We start from the raw sequence: 16,104 nt of genomic DNA on the forward strand, positions 1-16,104 counted from the left end.
CTCGTCAATCGTGGACGGGGCGAAGCTGGAGGGCAGACGAATGACTTAAGCGCGCGGGTGTGCCTGAGCATAGATAGCGGACAGTCGTTTTGAATCAACGTGCGTGTACCGCTGGGTGGTCTGTAAAGAAGAGTGGCCCAGGATCTCTTGAACGCTACGCAAGTCTGCTCCCCCTTCGAGCAGGTGGGTCGCCATCGTGTGCCGTAGAGCGTGTGGCGCAAGATCTGGAACACCAGCACGGGTAGCTTCGCGATGGAACATGGAGCGAACAACTCGAACATCGATCCGCTTGCCGTGGTCACCAATGAACAGAGCATTCCCAGAGTCAGAATTGCTCAATTGCGGACGACCGCTAACCGTCCACGTCTGCACGGCTTCGAGGGCAAGATCGGTCAGCGGGACAACGCGTTCTTTGTTTCCTTTACCCAGAACACGTCCGGTGTGACCTGAATAATCGATGCTTGTCAGATTCAACCCAACTAGTTCTGAGATACGCATTCCCGACGCATAGATCAGTTCAAGGATCGCCCAGTTCCGCAAATCTGTCGCATCGCCTGAACGGGCGTGGGCACGCGCATAGTCCATCAGGGTTGCAGCATCATTCAATGTCAGAACCTGAGGAAGGCGTTGATCTACGCGAGCAGACGCAAGCGATGCAGAAGGATCGTGAGCCAACACGTCATGGTCAATCGCCCACCGACAAAAGTTTCGTACGGCAGCGGTCTTACGTGACAGGGTCGAACGTGATGCTCCCTGCTCGCTCAGTTTCGCTAGCCACAGGCGAAGACGGCGCGTCGTCAAGCGAGCGTCTAGTTGCTTGTTCGTTGGATTCGGGTCAACGCCGATGAACTCAAAACATCCAGCAACATCGCCCGAATATGCCGTGATCGTATGGTCAGACAGCCGGCGCGTATGGGTCAGGAATGATACCCATGCGTCGAAGATGCCTAACTCACTCATGCCTTCATTATCAGCACCGAGCTCCACCTTTGCGAGCCCAACCGCGGGAGTTAGAACGCACGTACCCGTCAAGCTCCAGTTCCGCGAGCGCCCGCAACGTTTCCTGTTCGCTCATGCCAGCGTTTGCGGCGATGGTGGAAAGTGTTGAGAGGTTGCGTATGGGAAGGGCTTCCCATGCCCTGCGCGCGTGGGGTGAGAGTGCATTGACTCCCTGATCTGGGCAGACGGGTTCACCGAAGAGTATGCCTTGGAGTTGCGTGTGCAGGGGGTCGATCATTTCGTGGATGTCGGATGCGTTTCTGATGAGCGTGGCACCGTTGCGAATGAGCTCGTGGCATCCCGTTGAGGATTGCGAGGTGATGGGTCCGGGGACTGCTCCTACGGGTTTGCCTAGTGTCATTGCTCGTCTGGCTGTTGCGAGGGCACCGGATCTGGATGACGCTTCGATGACAATGGTGGCATCCCCCCAAGCGGCTAACATTCTGTTTCGTCCAAGGAAGCGCCATTTTGCGGGTCTGAAGCTTGGTGGTACTTCTGAGACGATGGCTCCTGACGATTCGACGATCGTTTCGAAGTCGCGGGTATGAGAGACGGGATAGGGGTTTGCTACTCCCCCGGCAAGGATGGCGATTGTCTGTCCGTTTGCTGCGAGTGTTCCCCTGTGGGCGGCGATGTCGATGCCGAATGCTCCGCCGGAGAGGATGGTATCGCCTCTGTCGGCAAGGTCGGATGCGATGTCGAAAGCGTTCCTTGTTCCGAGGTTTGTTGTTGCTCTCGCTCCGACGATGGTGACTGAACGTGTGTGTGGGAGCGTGCCCACGACCCATAGGCCAAGTGGTGTTGATTCTTGAAGGATGGTGAGTTCTTTGGGGAAGGATGGGTCTTCTTGGCTGATGAAGCGTCCGCCTAGGGCGTGGATTACCTCAAGTTCTTGGTTGAGGTTGTTGCGTAGTGCACGTGGTTTGAAGCGTTTCCAGGCGTCTTCGAGTGTTTTTCGATGCTGTGACAGTGGTGGTGGGAGTGGGCCGGGAGAATCGGCGCATACCCATTCGACTGATTCAATGAGTCCAAGGTGAAGTCGTAGAGCGTGGGCATGGGCGTCTTCGGGTTCTTGGATGCATGTCCACCATGCCCAGGCGAGGTCGCGTTCATTGATAGAAGGCATCGAGTGCTCCTGAGTTTCTCAGTTGTAGTGCCTGCGCAAGGTCGGTGTCGTTGGGTGTGGATCGTTCGGCTAGGTCGGCGAGGGTCCACATGAGGCGTAAGACGCGATCGGCGCCTCTCATGGACAGAATTCCTCTGTCGACGCCTTGATCGATGCGGTCAATGTATGTGCGTGCTATGCCCGAGTGCTGTCGCACCCAGGGGCCGGGAAGCTGACAGTTGAGGGTCCATCCTGTTCCTTCTAGGCGTGTGCGTGCCCTGTCGCGTGCGGCGAGTACTCTTTCGGCTACTTCTTTGGATGTGCGTCGTTTGCTGGCGTTGAGCTGCGCGCGGGTGGGAGCATGCATTGCGATCGTGATATCAATGCGGTCAAGCAAGGGCCCTGATAGTCGTGTGATGTACCTGCGTTTTTGGATGGATGCGCATCGACAGGGGCGAGCTTTGGTTCCACCACCGCACGGGCAGGGGTTTGAGGCGAGGATCAGTTGAAATCTGGCGGGATAGGTGGCTTGTCCTTTGGCTCGATGGATCGTGATGACGCCTTCTTCGAGTGGCTGGCGCAGAGCGTCGAGGACCGAGGGGATGAATTCGGTTGCCTCGTCAAGGAACAGAACTCCCCCGTGTGCCAGTGATGCTGCACCCGGCATCGCAATCCCACTACCGCCACCAATCAGGGCCGGCATTGTGACGCTGTGGTGAGGGGATTGGAAGGGAGGGGTGCGCATCAGGGTTGCGTGGTCTTCGAGGCGGCCTGCGATGGAATGAAGTGCGGATGTCATCAGGGCCGTTTGATCATCCATCGGCGGCAAAATCGTTGGCATACGTGATGCGAGCATTGACTTTCCGGAGCCAGCTTCACCGATGAGCAACACGTGATGGCCTCCCGCGGCAGCCACCTCTAACGCGTCAACAGCTCCGTCTTGACCTCGTACATCTGCTAAATCTGAAACCGCGGCGATGCTTTCTGTCAGTCTCTCAGTCGGCAGAGCGTGGAGAATCGGGATAGGTGTTTTCGGACGTAGAGCATCTCCCCCAGCCCAGGTAACAAGATCAGCTAAGTGGTCGAAACCAATGACATCAATACCGTGGACAAGACGAGCTTCTAAGACACATGTTGCGGGAACGATGACACGTTGAATCCCGAGTTTCTTCGCCGACAAGACCGCGGGAAGAATTCCTCGGATTGATTGGATACTACCGTCAAGAGCTAGTTCTCCTAATAGAGCAGCGCCTACGAATGCCTGTCTTTTCAGTGAGCCCGCAGCTTGAAGCACTGCGATGGCGATCGCAAGATCAAACCCTGAACCAGACTTTGGAAGACCCGCCGGTGACAGGTTCACGGTGATATGAGAGTCCATCACTTCCAAGTTGCAGGACTGCAACGCCGAGCGAACCCGGTCTTTCGCTTCACGCAAAGACGCGTCCGGCAGGCCAACCAGAGTGAACTTGACCAGTCCGCGCCCCACATGTGCTTCAACGCGCACCCGATGGCCTTCTATGCCCACAAGTCCAATTGAATCAATGTGTGCAAGCGAGGCGTTCATGCGATGCCTCGAATCCATTCGATGCGCGCACCGTAGTCACGTAAGTCCGCATCTGGACCAGACTCTTCAACGACTACGCGCATTGCCGGATCGACAGTGATCGCAACAATGTCAACGCGTACGTGCCCACGGCACTCATGCGATCGCACCCAAGCAACCGACAGCGAACGTAGTTGCCTGACCTTCCGATCATCAACTGATTCGAGCGCGCTCCCCTTTGAATTCCCAAAGCGGGTTCTGACTTCGATGACAATCGTGTTCGACCCGTCCGTCGCAATGATGTCGAGCTCGCCTGCCCTGCCGTTGCGCCAATTTCGATCAACAACCTGCAGACCACCTTCGCTGATGAAGCGCGTCGCAGTGACCTCGCCTAGCATTCCGAGTCGACGGCGAAAATCGTTTCCCATACTGACCTCCGCACCAAGCGTCGGTCAGGAATACACAGAAAGAAAGTCAGCGAAAGCGAAATTGTGGATAAGTAGCACCCACCTGAAATTGTGGATAACCCACCGAAGGGGTCAGAGGTTCAGCTCTGGCTTGGTCAATTCTTCGACGTTCACGTCTTTGTAGGTGATGACCTGGACAGAACGCACGAAACGCGAGGAACGGTAAATGTCCCACACCCACGCGTCAGTCAGCGTGAGTTCAAAGAAAATATCCCCACCAACTGGACGGGCTTGAACATCGACCTGATTGCAGAGGTAGAAACGACGTTCGGTTTCGACCACGTACTTAAATAAGCCAATGACATCCCTGTACTCGCGGAAAAGCTCAAGTTCCAGAGAGTTTTCGTAGCTTTCGATGTCTTCACTCACGGTTCAATCATGCCTAACAAATTGTTCCTGACCCTTCAGGCGCGCTCGGCGCGCCCAGTGCTGGGAAGGTTCCACGAACGGCGATGAAGAGGAGAAACCCCCAGTCGCCTCAGAGCGTCAATGTGTTTTGCCGAAGAATAGCCTTTGTTCGAGGCCCAGTCGTATCCCGGATCTTCCACCGTTTTCATCCATTCGTCACGTCTGACCTTCGCGACAACGGATGCGCCGGCCACGACCGAGCATGATGCGTCAGCCTTGACGCGGGTGACAACGTTTGGCACCTCAATGTCCGGGTAGGGTGCGTCATCAATCGGAGAAAACAAATCGTCGGATCGCGTCAGCCAATTATGCGCCCCATCAAGCAGGACAATCACGCGTGCGCCATTGGGAATATCCAACTGTTGCAGAGCACGCATACCAGCTAAACGCAGGCCAACAATGATTCCGTGGGCGTCGACTTCATCATTCGAAGCAAAACCCACACCAACAGACGTCGCCCACCGGCACACCAGAGGCTCCAAGGCGACGCGTCTTTTTTCGCTCAACTGTTTCGAGTCGCGAAGCCCGGCTGGTTGAGGGGCCTCGTCCCCCGTGACAAGGCATGCCCCCACGACGACGGGCCCTGCAATTGCACCACGCCCCACCTCGTCCATTCCAATGACAACGTCATAGTGGGCAAGGAGCTCACGTTCGACATCGCGCGTCGCATCACTGGGCATCGGGAATACCAGCAAAAACGTCGCGACGATTCAGGCCAACCTTCCAATGCGACGTCGGCCAAATAACTGCGCTCACGGTGCCAACAACCGCGTCTTCGGGAACGTAAGGTGTTTCACCAGAACCCATGTGGTAGCGAGAATCCGCTGAATTACCACGGTTATCACCCATGACCCACAGCGTGCCCTGGGGAACCGTAATATCGAAAGAAATGTCAGAGGGAAGCTGACCGTCAGCAATGTAGGGTTCGTCCACGGCCACACCGTTCACTGCAACCTTGCCTTCGGCCGTGCAACAGGTGACGTGGTCACCGCCCACACCGATCACGCGTTTCACAAGTGTTTTATCTGAACCACCGGGAAGAAAACCAACAAATCTACCGACGGCATTGGCAAAAGAATCACCGGTTGAAAGATTCGACGGAAGCCAGTCCAACTGATCGTCAAAAACAACCACGTCACCGCGCTCAATATTTCCCGTGTGTGCCGCGATGCGTGAGACTGCGATACGGTCGTTTTCCACCAGGGTGTCGCGCATGGACGCGGAGGGAATCCAAAACACTTGGACGATAAAAACGCGGAGCAGAGTGAAGATCACGAACGCCACGACCACGATCAGGGCAAGTTCACGAATCCAAGCAAAAAAGCCACCCGAACCGGTATCCCCATCAGAATCGATGGCGTAATCACTGTCAGTCACTCGTAGTCCTTCACTTTTCAGAGGAGATGCCAACACCGGTTGACATACGAACACGCAAGCCCGGCGCCCCGAAGGGCACCGGGCACGCAGTGGTCATGCTCAGAGTTTCACTCTGCGCTGCCCGAACGGTGTTCCTTAATCTTGGCAGCCTTGCCGTGACGCTCACGCAGGTAGTAGAGCTTTGCACGACGGACGTCACCCTTAGTGACGACCTCAAGGCGGTCGATCGTCGGTGCATGCAGCGGGAACGTACGCTCCACACCAACACCGAAGGAGACCTTGCGGACGGTAAACGTCTCAGAGACACCGTGACCGCGACGGGCAATAACAACACCCTGGAAGACCTGGATACGGGAACGGCTTCCTTCAATAACCTTCACGTGAACCTTGACGGTGTCACCGGCGCGGAACGAGGGAAGATCGGAACGAAGGGAAGCGGCGTCGACTGCGTCCAGCTTCTGCATGTTTACTCCTTGACACTTCTGCCGCAGGTCAGTTGCGTCGAATACGGCAGGCAGGGCCTGCGCTTTCTTCACCGGGCATTCATGTGAGTGTCCCCCTGCGGCAGGTTGCACTCGAATGCACCGTCTTCAAGTGTGCCACATTCGCCGGGCGCTGCCCACTGTCGGCAAGGTACGACTACGTCTATCGAACGGTGAGATTCCGCACGAGGACAACGTCTAAGTTCATTACTCCCCCGACGTTGAACGTGCGACGTGCCTTCTTTTTGAAGCCGTGCTTCTTGTAGAACTTTTGAGCGCGAAGGTTGCCGGTGTTTGTTGCTAAAACTAAGCGCGGGGCTGTATTGGAAGCTTCAACGTCCGCCACTGCCGCTTCAAGTAAAACGCCCGCCAGACCACTTCCACGCCACGTGGCATCCGTGTAGCACTTGGACAGGTAGGCGTCCGACGCTTCGATACGTCCGGGTCGCACCATGTCTTTTTCAATCGCGTCTTCGCCGATGATCGACAGGGTGTATCCGCCCAGTTCACCGTCGATTTCGGCGACCAGCACGCGGTATCGTTCCGGCTGAGCGATGAATCGAGCACATGCTTCGGGCGATAGCTGGTCGCCGATAAACGCTGCGATTGCCTCATCAGAAAGGAAGTCGGGACAGGCGTCCGGGAACGTACGCGCCGCAAGTGCGGCAAGAGGTTCTCCATCGTGTGCCTGAGCCACTCGAATCGAAACCGCATGATGCCCGCTAGGTGTGACGAGGTGCCCGCTGGCAGCAAGAAACTCTTTGTCAGCTGAATCAAGATCCCCATATTTCAACTGAGCAATCAAATCCGGCCTGCGCTCGAGCGTCCGCTTCAGCGACAGGTCGCGTCGCCAGCGTTCGATCCGCCCGTGATCGCCACTGAGAAGAACGTCAGGCACCTCGATATCACGCCACGAACGAGGCTTCGTGTACGTCGGGTACTCCAACAGACCGTTCTCATGGGATTCTTCCTCGAGCGACTGAGGGTTCCCCATAAAACCGTCGAGTAGACGCGTCACCGCTTCCACAAGCACGAGCGCCGCCACTTCCCCACCGTTCAACACATAGTCGCCAATCGAGTACTCAAGAACCTCGACACCGGACGCGCGGTAGTAATCGGCCACACGCTGATCAATCCCTTCGTATCGTCCGCAGGCGATCATCAGCTGATCGACGTTAGTCAGGTCGCGTGCGGTTGCCTGCGTCAACGGGATACCGGACGGTGTTGGAATCGCAAGAACACGACGTTGCGCAACGTTCTGGTCTTGCCCAGCAGAGCACTCAGCAATGACCTCGTCGAGAGCCTCTCCCCACACTGTCGGCATCATCACCATGCCCGCGCCACCGCCGTACGGGGTGTCGTCAACGGTGCGGTGTGCGTCGTGCGTCCAATCGCGCAGATCGTGGACATGCACATCGACGAGGCCAGTCTCGTGTGCCTTGCCCAGCAGAGACAGATTTACGGGCGCGAAGTATTCGGGGAAAATCGAGAAAAGGTCGATCCTCATCAGTTGGAATTCCTATCCGATGCGTCGACATAGTCATCATCAAACAACCCGGGAGGCGGAGTCAGAGTGACGCGCTTATTCTCAACGTCAACCTCAGGAACAAGCTCTTCAACGAAAGGCACCATGACTGTTGCTCCGTTGACGGGCTTGACCAGAAGAAGATCCTGAGCCATTCCAAACTGCAGGCCAGTCACTGTTCCCAGTGCCAAACCATCGGGCGTCACGGCTACGCATCCCTTCAGTTGATGCGGATACCATGCGTCTTCTTCTTCAGTTTCTTCGACCAGAAGCTTCTTGCCACGCAGAGCCTCTACCTGTTCGCGGGTTGACAGTTCCTCGAAGCCAACAAGCAGGCGATCCTTGTGCATACGCGCACTGCGAACCGTCAGTTCCATTTCAGGCTCTCCCAGTACATCGAAGACAAAGCCGGGTGCCCAGATCTCAGGATCGTCGGAACGTACTTCCACCATTGCTTCACCACGAAGGCCATGAGCTGGCCCAATGATGCCTGCGGTCATCTGCATAGTGTGTCCTTCATCCTTAAGTTGTGTACACCGAGAAGTGACGTATTGGCTTCTAGTATCCCACGGCCAGCGAATCGGTCTGCATTCTGTTTACCGCCCATATCCGTGGGAGAAATAAAACAGTGGAGGGGCTCAAAACTGAGCCCCTCCACATGAGTTTTGTTTGCGAGCGCTTACTCGCGATCCGTGTCGACAACGTCAACACGAATAGGACCGCGCGTTGAAAGAGCGCCCATCACCGTACGCAGAGCGCGAGCGGTGCGACCACTACGACCAATCACACGACCGAGGTCATCGGGATTGACCCGAACCTCGAGGAGGTGACCGCGTCGCATGGAACGAGCCGAAACCCGAACATCTTCCGGGTGGTCGACGATTCCAGAGACGAGGTGCTCAAGCGCATCAGCCAGCATGATCAGGCTTCCTCGCCAGCTTCGGCCGGAGCTTCTTCAGCTTCAGCTTCTGCTGCCTTTGCTTCAGCCTCGCTAGCTTCAGCGGCGGCCTTTGCTTCTGCTTCAGCCTCTGCCTTTGCAGCTGCCTGAGCAGCCTTCGACTTTTCGGCTTCTGCTTCTGCAGCCTTGACAGCTTCAGCAGCTGCGCCAGCCTTGTCAGACTCGGCAACCTTGACGCGGGAAACCGCATCCTTCTTGCCGTTGAACTTTGCAATGTCGCCGGTCAGGACGAGCAGGTTACGAACCTGATCGGACGGCTGTGCGCCAACACCCAGCCAGTACTGAGCGCGATCCGAGTCGATGCGGATGATCGACGGGTTCGGCTGTGCGTCGTACAGACCGATCTCTTCGATGACGCGACCGTCACGCTTCTTGCGCGAATCGACGACGACAACACGGTATGCGGGAGCATGAATCTTGCCCACGCGCTTCAAACGAATACGAACTGCCACTTGTGTGGTCACTCCTGTTTCTAGTTCAGAGTTGGAACGTGCACTTCCCCGGTGGGAAACACAGGTCAGTGTTTGTTCCGGGACGCGGTCAAAGAAGGTGAGAGGGTCCTCCAGTGCCCGAGTACGCCCTCAATTGTGCCATAGTTGGCGCCCGATGCCACAAATCTGGGGCTCAGCACACGCTTCAAACCGCCGTGGAATCGGTCACGTCCGAAACAAAGCGCAATTCAGGAACGCGAGTAAACCAGCTGCCCATTAATCACGACATGGTCGGGCTGATCCAATGCACCGCTTGTTCGCGGATCCTCGCGGTAGATCAGAAGATCCGCACTGGCACCAGGGCTCAACTGCTCAAAGTTCAGCGCAATGCGGGACTTCCATGTGGCGACATCGATCAGTTCTAAGCGCGATACTCCCCGATCCAGCCAGAGTTCAAACTCTTTACCGATCGTCCCATGCTCTTGGTAGCCACCAGAATCAGTACCCATCACCAAGGTGACGCCGAATTCCCGGAGCATTGCGAAATGCTCACGACGCTCGTCGTACATACGAGACATGGTCGCAGCGTATACGGGGTATTTCGCTCCGGCCTGACCAGCGAAGTCCTTGAACAATTCAACTTGAAGCAGCGTCGGAGTAACCAGCACTCCCCTGCGCGCGGCCTCATCTGCTTGATCCGCGTCCATGCCCGTCGCGTGTTCAATGTCGTCAACGCCCGCTTCAAGAAGTGAGTCAATCGTCGCGTGAGCGAAGGAGTGAACCGCCACTTTCGCACCGTTTTCGTGGGCAGCTGCAACGGCATCAATAAGAACCTCCGTCGGCCACAACGGATCGAGGTCAGAATCTGCACCATTCGAGCGATCAATCCAGTCGCCGACCAATTTCACCCAGCCGTCGCCCCGTTTCGCCTGCTCAGCGACGAGGTCCGGAAGATCAGCGAGATTCTCGCAGTCAATGGGCATGCCACGAATGTATCGCTTGGGACGAGCAATATGACGTCCTGCTCGAATCAGTTTCGGCAGGTCATCGCGTGAATCCAACCAACGGTTATCAACGGGAGCGCCACAATCGCGCAGAGCCAAGACACCCGTGTTCCTCTGAGCACACGCCTGCACTTCTTGCTCTTCAAGGCCCACGGGCCCATCTGATCCAACGCCAATATGGGCGTGAGAGTCAACGAATCCGGGCACCGCAAAGCCGGTGAAGTCCGAACCTGTCGTCCCGGCCTCGTCGATCATGGTGATGCCGGAAGCATCAATCTTCCACGAACCGGTTGTCCACGATGCCGGTGAGCCGGAGGTCTCGGACCAGAGTAGCGATCCCTGAAAGATCACTTGAGGCCGGCCATCATGCGCTTGATGTCGTCTGGCAGATCATCCATCGACGGACGAGCGGTCGATTCACGAGCAGGCGCACCGCCGAATGCGGATCCTGCAGCGGGCGCAGACGAACGTTGCTCGGGCGGAAGAAGAGCCTCAAGCTCCTGCTGGCGACGTTTCGCAGGATTACCGGAACGTGCCTTCTTCTTCACCTTCGCACGCTTTGCCTGAGCGGCACGCGCATTCGCCTTCTGCTTCGCCTTACCACCCTGGCCGGGCATGTTACCGAAGCCGGGCACTCCGCCCATCTGGCCCATCTGGCCCATCATGGCCTTGGCAGCTTCAAAGCGCTTGACCAGCGAGTTCACGTCAGCAACCGTCACACCGGAGCCTCGTGCGATACGCGCACGACGCGAACCGTTCAGTAGCGAAACATCTTCACGTTCCGCGGGCGTCATCGAACGGACAATCGCCTCAATACGGTCGACCTCGCGCTCATCGAAGTTTTCAATCTGCTCGCGAATCTGGCCTGCGCCAGGAATCATGCCGAGCATCTTCTTCATCGAGCCAAGCTTCTTCACCTGCTGCAACTGCGAGAGAAAATCACCCAAAGTCAGTTCGCCGGCCATCGCCTTTTGCGCCATGCGCTCGGCTTCTTCGGCGTCCAGCTTCTTTTCTGCCTGCTCGATCAGGGTGAGGATATCGCCCATATCGAGGATGCGTGACGCCATACGGTCAGCGTGGAAGCGCTCAAAGTCATCGAGGCTCTCACCCGTGGACGTGAACAGGATCGGCGCACCGGTCACGCCTCGCACGGAGAGCGCAGCACCACCGCGGGCGTCACCGTCGAGCTTCGACAGGACAACACCTGTGAAACCCACACCATCACGGAACGCGGTCGACGTTTGAACGGCATCCTGACCGACCATCGCGTCGAGCACGAACATGATTTCGTGCGGTTGAACGGCATCACGGATCGCGACAGCCTGAGCCATCATTTCTTCGTCGACACCCAAACGACCCGCGGTATCGACGATGACCACATTAATGCCGTGTTCAATCGCGTGGTTCAGACCCGAGCGCGCGACCTGCACCGGATCACCAACGCCATTACCGGGTTCGGGTGCCCACACCTGAACGCCAGCACGCTCACCCACAACCTGCAACTGGTTCACTGCATTCGGGCGCTGAAGGTCAGAAGCAACAAGAAGAACGGACTTGCCTTCTTCGCGGAGCCACTTACCGAGCTTTCCGGCAAGCGTCGTCTTACCGGCACCCTGCAGACCAGCAAGCATGAAGACCGTCGGACCACGATCGGCAAACTTCAGTTCACGAGATTCTCCGCCCAGAATCTCAACCAGTTCCTCGTTGACGATTCGAATGACCTGCTGTCCGGGATTCAGTGCCTTCGAACGCGCCGCACCGTAGGCCTTCTCACGGACCTCGTTGGTGAACTGACGAACAACGGGAAGAGCAACGTCAGCGTCAATCAGGGCGCGACGAATCTCTGAAATTGTCTGGTCAACATCTGATTCGGTCAGCACACCACGAGAGCGAAGCTGCTTAAAAGACTGAGTCAGCCGATCCGACAGATTTCCGAACACGTTGAGTCTCCCAAAAGGTGGAAAGCAAAAGGGTACGAGGCCACGACCTCGTTTACTGGTCAAAGCCTATCGCACGCGGGCTATCACAGCCGCATGTGGGGCAGCCTCACACGGCGTGAGAGTGCCCCACCTAGCGTGCAATTCGAAGAGTGTCAGCCATTCACAATGGCGTCAACGAAGCCCTGCGGATCGAATGGAGCAAGATCGTCAGCGCCTTCACCCAGGCCAACGAACTTCACCGGAACGCCAAGAGCCTTCTGCACGGAGACAACAATGCCACCCTTTGCAGAACCATCGAGCTTGGTCAGGACAATGCCGGTCACTCCAGCAACCTCAGCGAAAACCTCAGCCTGCTTCATACCGTTCTGACCGGTGGTCGCATCGAGGACCAGCAGAACCTCGTTGACAGGAGCTTGCTTTTCCATGACACGCTTGACCTTGCCAAGCTCATCCATCAGCGTCGACTTCGTCTGCAGACGACCAGCGGTATCAACCAGCACGACATCAATATTCTTGTCTGCGCCAGCTTTGACAGCATCGAAAGCAACCGAAGCCGGATCTGCGCCCTCGCGATCAGAAGCAACGACCTCAACACCAACGCGTTCGCCCCACGTGCCCAGCTGTTCGCCGGCAGCAGCACGGAAGGTATCAGCTGCACCCAGCAAAACGCTCTTGCCTTCGGCAACGAGAACGCGAGCCAGTTTGCCAACGGTCGTCGTCTTACCGGTGCCGTTCACGCCAACCATCAGAATCGATGCGGGAAGCTCACCATTGTCGCCCTGACGATCAAGATGCAGGCTACGATCCATCGCAGGATCAACCAGCGCAAGAAGCTCTTCGGAAAGGAACCTCTTAATGGAATCAGTGTCGTGAACACCTTCAACAGCCACGCGATTCTTCAGTGCCTCAATCAGCGTGTCGGTCGCTTCAAGACCAAGATCAGCGACAAGAAGCGTATCTTCGACTTCTTCCCAGTCAGCGGCTTTCAGCTCACCACGGGACAACACCGAAACGATAGCCTTGCCCAGCGTACCCGAACGCGACAGGCGCGAACGCAGGCGAGCCATACGGCTCGGCACTGATTCAGGAACCTCAACTGACAGTTCAGGTGCTTCGACAGGCTCTTCAACAGGTTCTGCTACCTGGTCTTGCCCGCCATCTACGACAGGTTCGGACGTCGGAGCTAAAGAGGCGGCCTCGTCGATCAGCGACGGACTACCGCGCGCATCAGGTGCATCTGCAAGGGCCTCATCCGCAGGAGTTGTCGGCGCGGCCGTAACTGGCGTGGCCGGAGCAGCAGGCGTAATAGTCGGCACGGACTTCTTCGAGCTACGCGCAACTCCAATACCAACGCCCACGATGACAACGACGAGCAGTGCAATACACGCAATGCCCGCCGGAGAGCTTAAAAATGAAAGAACAGCGTCCATGGGCTCATCATCTCCCATGGACGCTATCAAGTTCCACTTATTGGTTGAACCTAACGTAGTCGAACACTAGTGGCACGCTAGGCAACGTTTACTCGGCCGAAGCTTCCTTGCCTGCCTTGCGGTGCTCCTGCATCGCTTCAAAACGATCCGTCACACGCTCAATACGATCAACGCCGGGCAAACGATCCGCATCAAAATACGCGTTCTTCATCGACGACGTATCACCCATCAGATCCGTCAACGTTGTCGAGTGAGGTGACACAGGATCGGCATCATTTTCGGGAGCATTCGTCAGCTTCTCACGCTGGTCACGAAGATGTTCCTGCCAAACGGACGCAGGGCGACGCTCAAGCGCCAAACCAACGATCACCGCAACAGCGATAACCACAACGAGCAGAAGAACAAAGGCCATGATGAGAAAACCCGAGAGCATACCACTATGTTCTAACTGTTCGAGCCCATCGGCGACTTGACACTTAGTGACTTCATCGTTTCGTGACCATGAGATGACTCACCGCACCGTTACTGAGATAAGACAAACGCGAGGCGATCAGTCGAGGTAATCGCGAAGCACCTGGCTACGCGACGGGTGACGCAACTTCGACATCGTCTTCGACTCGATCTGACGAATACGCTCGCGCGTCACGCCATAGACCTTGCCGATCTCATCCAGGGTCTTCGGCTGGCCATCGCCCAGACCGAAACGCATCGACACAACGCCAGCTTCACGTTCCGACAGGGTGTCGAGCACGTTGTGGAGCTGTTCTTGAAGAAGCGTGAACGACACCGCGTCGGCGGGAACGATTGCTTCAGAGTCTTCAATCAGGTCGCCGAACTCAGAATCGCCATCTTCACCCAGCGGAGTGTGAAGCGAGATCGGTTCGCGACCGTACTTCTGAACTTCGACGACCTTTTCGGGCGTCATGTCGAGTTCCTTCGCCAGTTCTTCCGGCGTGGGTTCACGACCAAGATCCTGAAGCATCTGGCGCTGGACGCGAGCAAGCTTGTTGATGACCTCAACCATGTGGACAGGAATACGGATCGTGCGAGCCTGGTCAGCCATTGCACGCGTGATCGCCTGACGAATCCACCAGGTTGCGTAGGTGGAGAACTTGTAGCCCTTCGTGTAGTCGAACTTCTCAACTGCACGAATCAGACCGAGGTTACCTTCCTGGATCAGATCCAGGAACTGCATGCCACGACCTGTGTAACGCTTAGCCAGCGAAACGACCAGACGCAGGTTTGCTTCCAGCAGGTGGTTCTTCGCCAGCTGACCGTCGGATGCCATGAAGTGCAGCTCACGACGTTCCTTCGCCGTCATCGAATCGGCTTCGTTCTTCAGCTTGTATTCGGCATAGAGGCCAGCTTCGATACGGCGAGCAAGGTCAACTTCCTGCTCTGCGTTCAGCAGCGAAACTTTGCCGATCTGTTTGAGGTAGTCCTTGACCGGGTCCGCGGTTGCACCCGCGACGGTCACCTGCTGGACGGGCTCATCGGACTCGTCGGAGTCGGAAACGACGAAGCTACCCTTCGTCTTTGCCTTCGACGTTGTTACCTCAACGACTTCCGACTTGGGCTTGGACTCTTCATCTCCCTCTTCAGATTCGTCTTCATCATCTGACGTATCGTCGCCATCGGTGTCTTCGGTATCGTCGAGTTCTTCTTCGTCGTTCAGATCGATATCAGCATCGTCGATATCGTCTTCAGTCTCTTCTTCAGACTCTTCAATTGCCGGTTCTTCGACCTTGGGCTCGTCCTTCTTCTTGCGACGAGTCGTCTTCTTTGCAGGCTTGCCTTCTTGGGTCTCTGCGACCTCGACAGTCTTCTTGGTCGTGCGACGAGTCGTCTTCTTCGCAGGTTTGTCTTCTTGAACCTCTCCAGCCTCTGCAGCCTTCTTGGTACGACGCGTAGCCTTCTTCGCGGACTTGCCTTCTTGAACCTCGACAGATTCGCCGGCCTTCTTCGTGGTGCGACGAGTCGTCTTCTTTGCCGGTTTTGCGGGCTCTTCCTGGGTAAGCGGAGCCTGCACGTCGGTTGTAGGAGCTTCACTAGAAGTGGCTTCAGCGGTCGCCTTCTTCGTGGTACGACGCGTGGTCTTCTTCGCAGGAGCCTTGGTGGCTTCAGCTTCAGAGGAAGCTTTTACAGCTTCGTCGGCGACCTTCTTCGCGGTACGTCGAGTCGTTTTCTGAGCAGGCTTGCCTTCGGGAGTGACGTCGCCAGCTTCCACAGTCTTCTTCGCCGTGCGGAGCGCGGTCTTCTTTGTGGGAGCCTTGGTAGCTTTGTCGGTAGCCTTTTGAGTCACAGCCTTCGAAGCACGCTTCTTCGTTGCTGGTGCGGTCTTTTCTACCTCTACTGTTTCGTCAACCTTGCTGGCCTTGGAAGTAGTCTTGGATCCCTTGGTAGTGCTCGATCCGGCCACACCTATCCCTTTCGCA

17 protein-coding genes are annotated in these 16,104 nt (G+C 56.7%); all 17 read right to left on the minus strand.

Annotated elements, in window-relative coordinates; genetic code table 11:
• Positions 1 to 45: 45 nt before the first annotated feature.
• Positions 46 to 960: a tyrosine recombinase XerC gene (locus QP109_RS03475; protein WP_165778198.1), complete on the minus strand. Its 915-nt coding sequence runs from the start codon at positions 958 to 960 to the stop codon at positions 46 to 48.
• A gap of 10 nt (positions 961 to 970) precedes the next feature.
• Entirely contained in the window at positions 971 to 2,125 is a 1,155-nt protein-coding gene (gene dprA / locus QP109_RS03480) for a DNA-processing protein DprA (protein ID WP_103631879.1), read from the minus strand.
• Positions 2,109 to 3,668: a YifB family Mg chelatase-like AAA ATPase gene (locus tag QP109_RS03485; protein ID WP_103631880.1), complete on the minus strand. Its 1,560-nt coding sequence runs from the start codon at positions 3,666 to 3,668 to the stop codon at positions 2,109 to 2,111. Before QP109_RS03485 ends, dprA begins: the two co-directional genes overlap by 17 nt.
• Complete coding sequence (locus QP109_RS03490; RefSeq protein ID WP_219810842.1) at positions 3,665 to 4,075, minus strand: YraN family protein; 411 nt, start codon at positions 4,073 to 4,075, stop codon at positions 3,665 to 3,667. Before QP109_RS03490 ends, QP109_RS03485 begins: the two co-directional genes overlap by 4 nt.
• Positions 4,076 to 4,186: 111 nt before the next feature.
• Entirely contained in the window at positions 4,187 to 4,483 is a 297-nt protein-coding gene (locus tag QP109_RS03495; protein ID WP_006681177.1) for a DUF2469 domain-containing protein, read from the minus strand.
• Between the two features lie 35 nt (positions 4,484 to 4,518).
• The gene (rnhB, locus tag QP109_RS03500; protein WP_285023317.1) at positions 4,519 to 5,202 is read right to left on the minus strand and encodes a ribonuclease HII; all 684 of its coding nucleotides are present in this window, start codon (positions 5,200 to 5,202) and stop codon (positions 4,519 to 4,521) included.
• Entirely contained in the window at positions 5,192 to 5,899 is a 708-nt protein-coding gene (gene lepB / locus QP109_RS03505; RefSeq protein WP_442822402.1) for a signal peptidase I, read from the minus strand. Before lepB ends, rnhB begins: the two co-directional genes overlap by 11 nt.
• 107 nt (positions 5,900 to 6,006) lie before the next feature.
• Positions 6,007 to 6,363, minus strand: a complete 357-nt coding sequence (gene rplS, locus QP109_RS03510; RefSeq protein ID WP_006681180.1) for a 50S ribosomal protein L19 — start codon at positions 6,361 to 6,363, stop codon at positions 6,007 to 6,009.
• Between the two features lie 181 nt (positions 6,364 to 6,544).
• Positions 6,545 to 7,888, minus strand: coding sequence for a tRNA (guanosine(37)-N1)-methyltransferase TrmD (gene trmD, locus QP109_RS03515; RefSeq protein ID WP_285023318.1), 1,344 nt, complete (start codon positions 7,886 to 7,888; stop codon positions 6,545 to 6,547).
• The gene (gene rimM / locus QP109_RS03520; RefSeq protein ID WP_285023320.1) at positions 7,888 to 8,412 is read right to left on the minus strand and encodes a ribosome maturation factor RimM; all 525 of its coding nucleotides are present in this window, start codon (positions 8,410 to 8,412) and stop codon (positions 7,888 to 7,890) included. Before rimM ends, trmD begins: the two co-directional genes overlap by 1 nt.
• 173 nt (positions 8,413 to 8,585) lie before the next feature.
• Positions 8,586 to 8,825: an RNA-binding protein gene (locus tag QP109_RS03525; protein WP_006681183.1), complete on the minus strand. Its 240-nt coding sequence runs from the start codon at positions 8,823 to 8,825 to the stop codon at positions 8,586 to 8,588.
• 2 nt (positions 8,826 to 8,827) lie between these two features.
• Positions 8,828 to 9,316 carry a 30S ribosomal protein S16 gene (gene rpsP, locus QP109_RS03530; RefSeq protein ID WP_285023321.1) on the minus strand — a complete coding sequence of 163 codons (489 nt, stop codon included), beginning with the start codon at positions 9,314 to 9,316 and terminating at the stop codon, positions 8,828 to 8,830.
• A gap of 227 nt (positions 9,317 to 9,543) precedes the next feature.
• Positions 9,544 to 10,650, minus strand: a complete 1,107-nt coding sequence (locus tag QP109_RS03535; RefSeq protein WP_285023324.1) for an amidohydrolase family protein — start codon at positions 10,648 to 10,650, stop codon at positions 9,544 to 9,546.
• Complete coding sequence (ffh, locus tag QP109_RS03540; RefSeq protein WP_285023325.1) at positions 10,647 to 12,239, minus strand: signal recognition particle protein; 1,593 nt, start codon at positions 12,237 to 12,239, stop codon at positions 10,647 to 10,649. Before ffh ends, QP109_RS03535 begins: the two co-directional genes overlap by 4 nt.
• Positions 12,240 to 12,391: 152 nt before the next feature.
• Positions 12,392 to 13,669, minus strand: coding sequence for a signal recognition particle-docking protein FtsY (gene ftsY / locus QP109_RS03545; RefSeq protein ID WP_285023397.1), 1,278 nt, complete (start codon positions 13,667 to 13,669; stop codon positions 12,392 to 12,394).
• 88 nt (positions 13,670 to 13,757) lie between these two features.
• Positions 13,758 to 14,102, minus strand: a complete 345-nt coding sequence (locus QP109_RS03550; protein WP_285023327.1) for an ABC transporter — start codon at positions 14,100 to 14,102, stop codon at positions 13,758 to 13,760.
• 117 nt (positions 14,103 to 14,219) lie between these two features.
• Positions 14,220 to 16,088 (minus strand): RNA polymerase sigma factor, encoded by a 1,869-nt coding sequence (locus tag QP109_RS03555; RefSeq protein WP_285023328.1) that lies wholly within the window; start codon positions 16,086 to 16,088, stop codon positions 14,220 to 14,222.
• Positions 16,089 to 16,104: the final 16 nt, after the last annotated feature.

The sequence above is a fragment of the Pauljensenia sp. UMB9872 genome, assembly GCF_030212665.1.
Lineage (GTDB): Bacteria > Actinomycetota > Actinomycetes > Actinomycetales > Actinomycetaceae > Pauljensenia > Pauljensenia turicensis_B.

Excerpts from the sequence above, each read along its gene's own strand:
- QP109_RS03475 (WP_165778198.1), bottom strand. The coding sequence starts at position 960 with ATGAGTGAGTTAGGCATCTTCGACGCATGGGTATCATTCCTGACCCAT.
- dprA (WP_103631879.1), bottom strand. The coding sequence starts at position 2,125 with ATGCCTTCTATCAATGAACGCGACCTCGCCTGGGCATGGTGGACATGC.
- QP109_RS03485 (WP_103631880.1), bottom strand. The coding sequence starts at position 3,668 with ATGAACGCCTCGCTTGCACACATTGATTCAATTGGACTTGTGGGCATA.
- QP109_RS03490 (WP_219810842.1), bottom strand. The coding sequence starts at position 4,075 with ATGGGAAACGATTTTCGCCGTCGACTCGGAATGCTAGGCGAGGTCACT.
- rnhB (WP_285023317.1), bottom strand. The coding sequence starts at position 5,202 with ATGCCCAGTGATGCGACGCGCGATGTCGAACGTGAGCTCCTTGCCCAC.
- rplS (WP_006681180.1), bottom strand. The coding sequence starts at position 6,363 with ATGCAGAAGCTGGACGCAGTCGACGCCGCTTCCCTTCGTTCCGATCTT.
- trmD (WP_285023318.1), bottom strand. The coding sequence starts at position 7,888 with ATGAGGATCGACCTTTTCTCGATTTTCCCCGAATACTTCGCGCCCGTA.
- rimM (WP_285023320.1), bottom strand. The coding sequence starts at position 8,412 with ATGCAGATGACCGCAGGCATCATTGGGCCAGCTCATGGCCTTCGTGGT.
- QP109_RS03525 (WP_006681183.1), bottom strand. The coding sequence starts at position 8,825 with ATGCTGGCTGATGCGCTTGAGCACCTCGTCTCTGGAATCGTCGACCAC.
- ftsY (WP_285023397.1), bottom strand. The coding sequence starts at position 13,669 with ATGGACGCTGTTCTTTCATTTTTAAGCTCTCCGGCGGGCATTGCGTGT.
- QP109_RS03550 (WP_285023327.1), bottom strand. The coding sequence starts at position 14,102 with ATGCTCTCGGGTTTTCTCATCATGGCCTTTGTTCTTCTGCTCGTTGTG.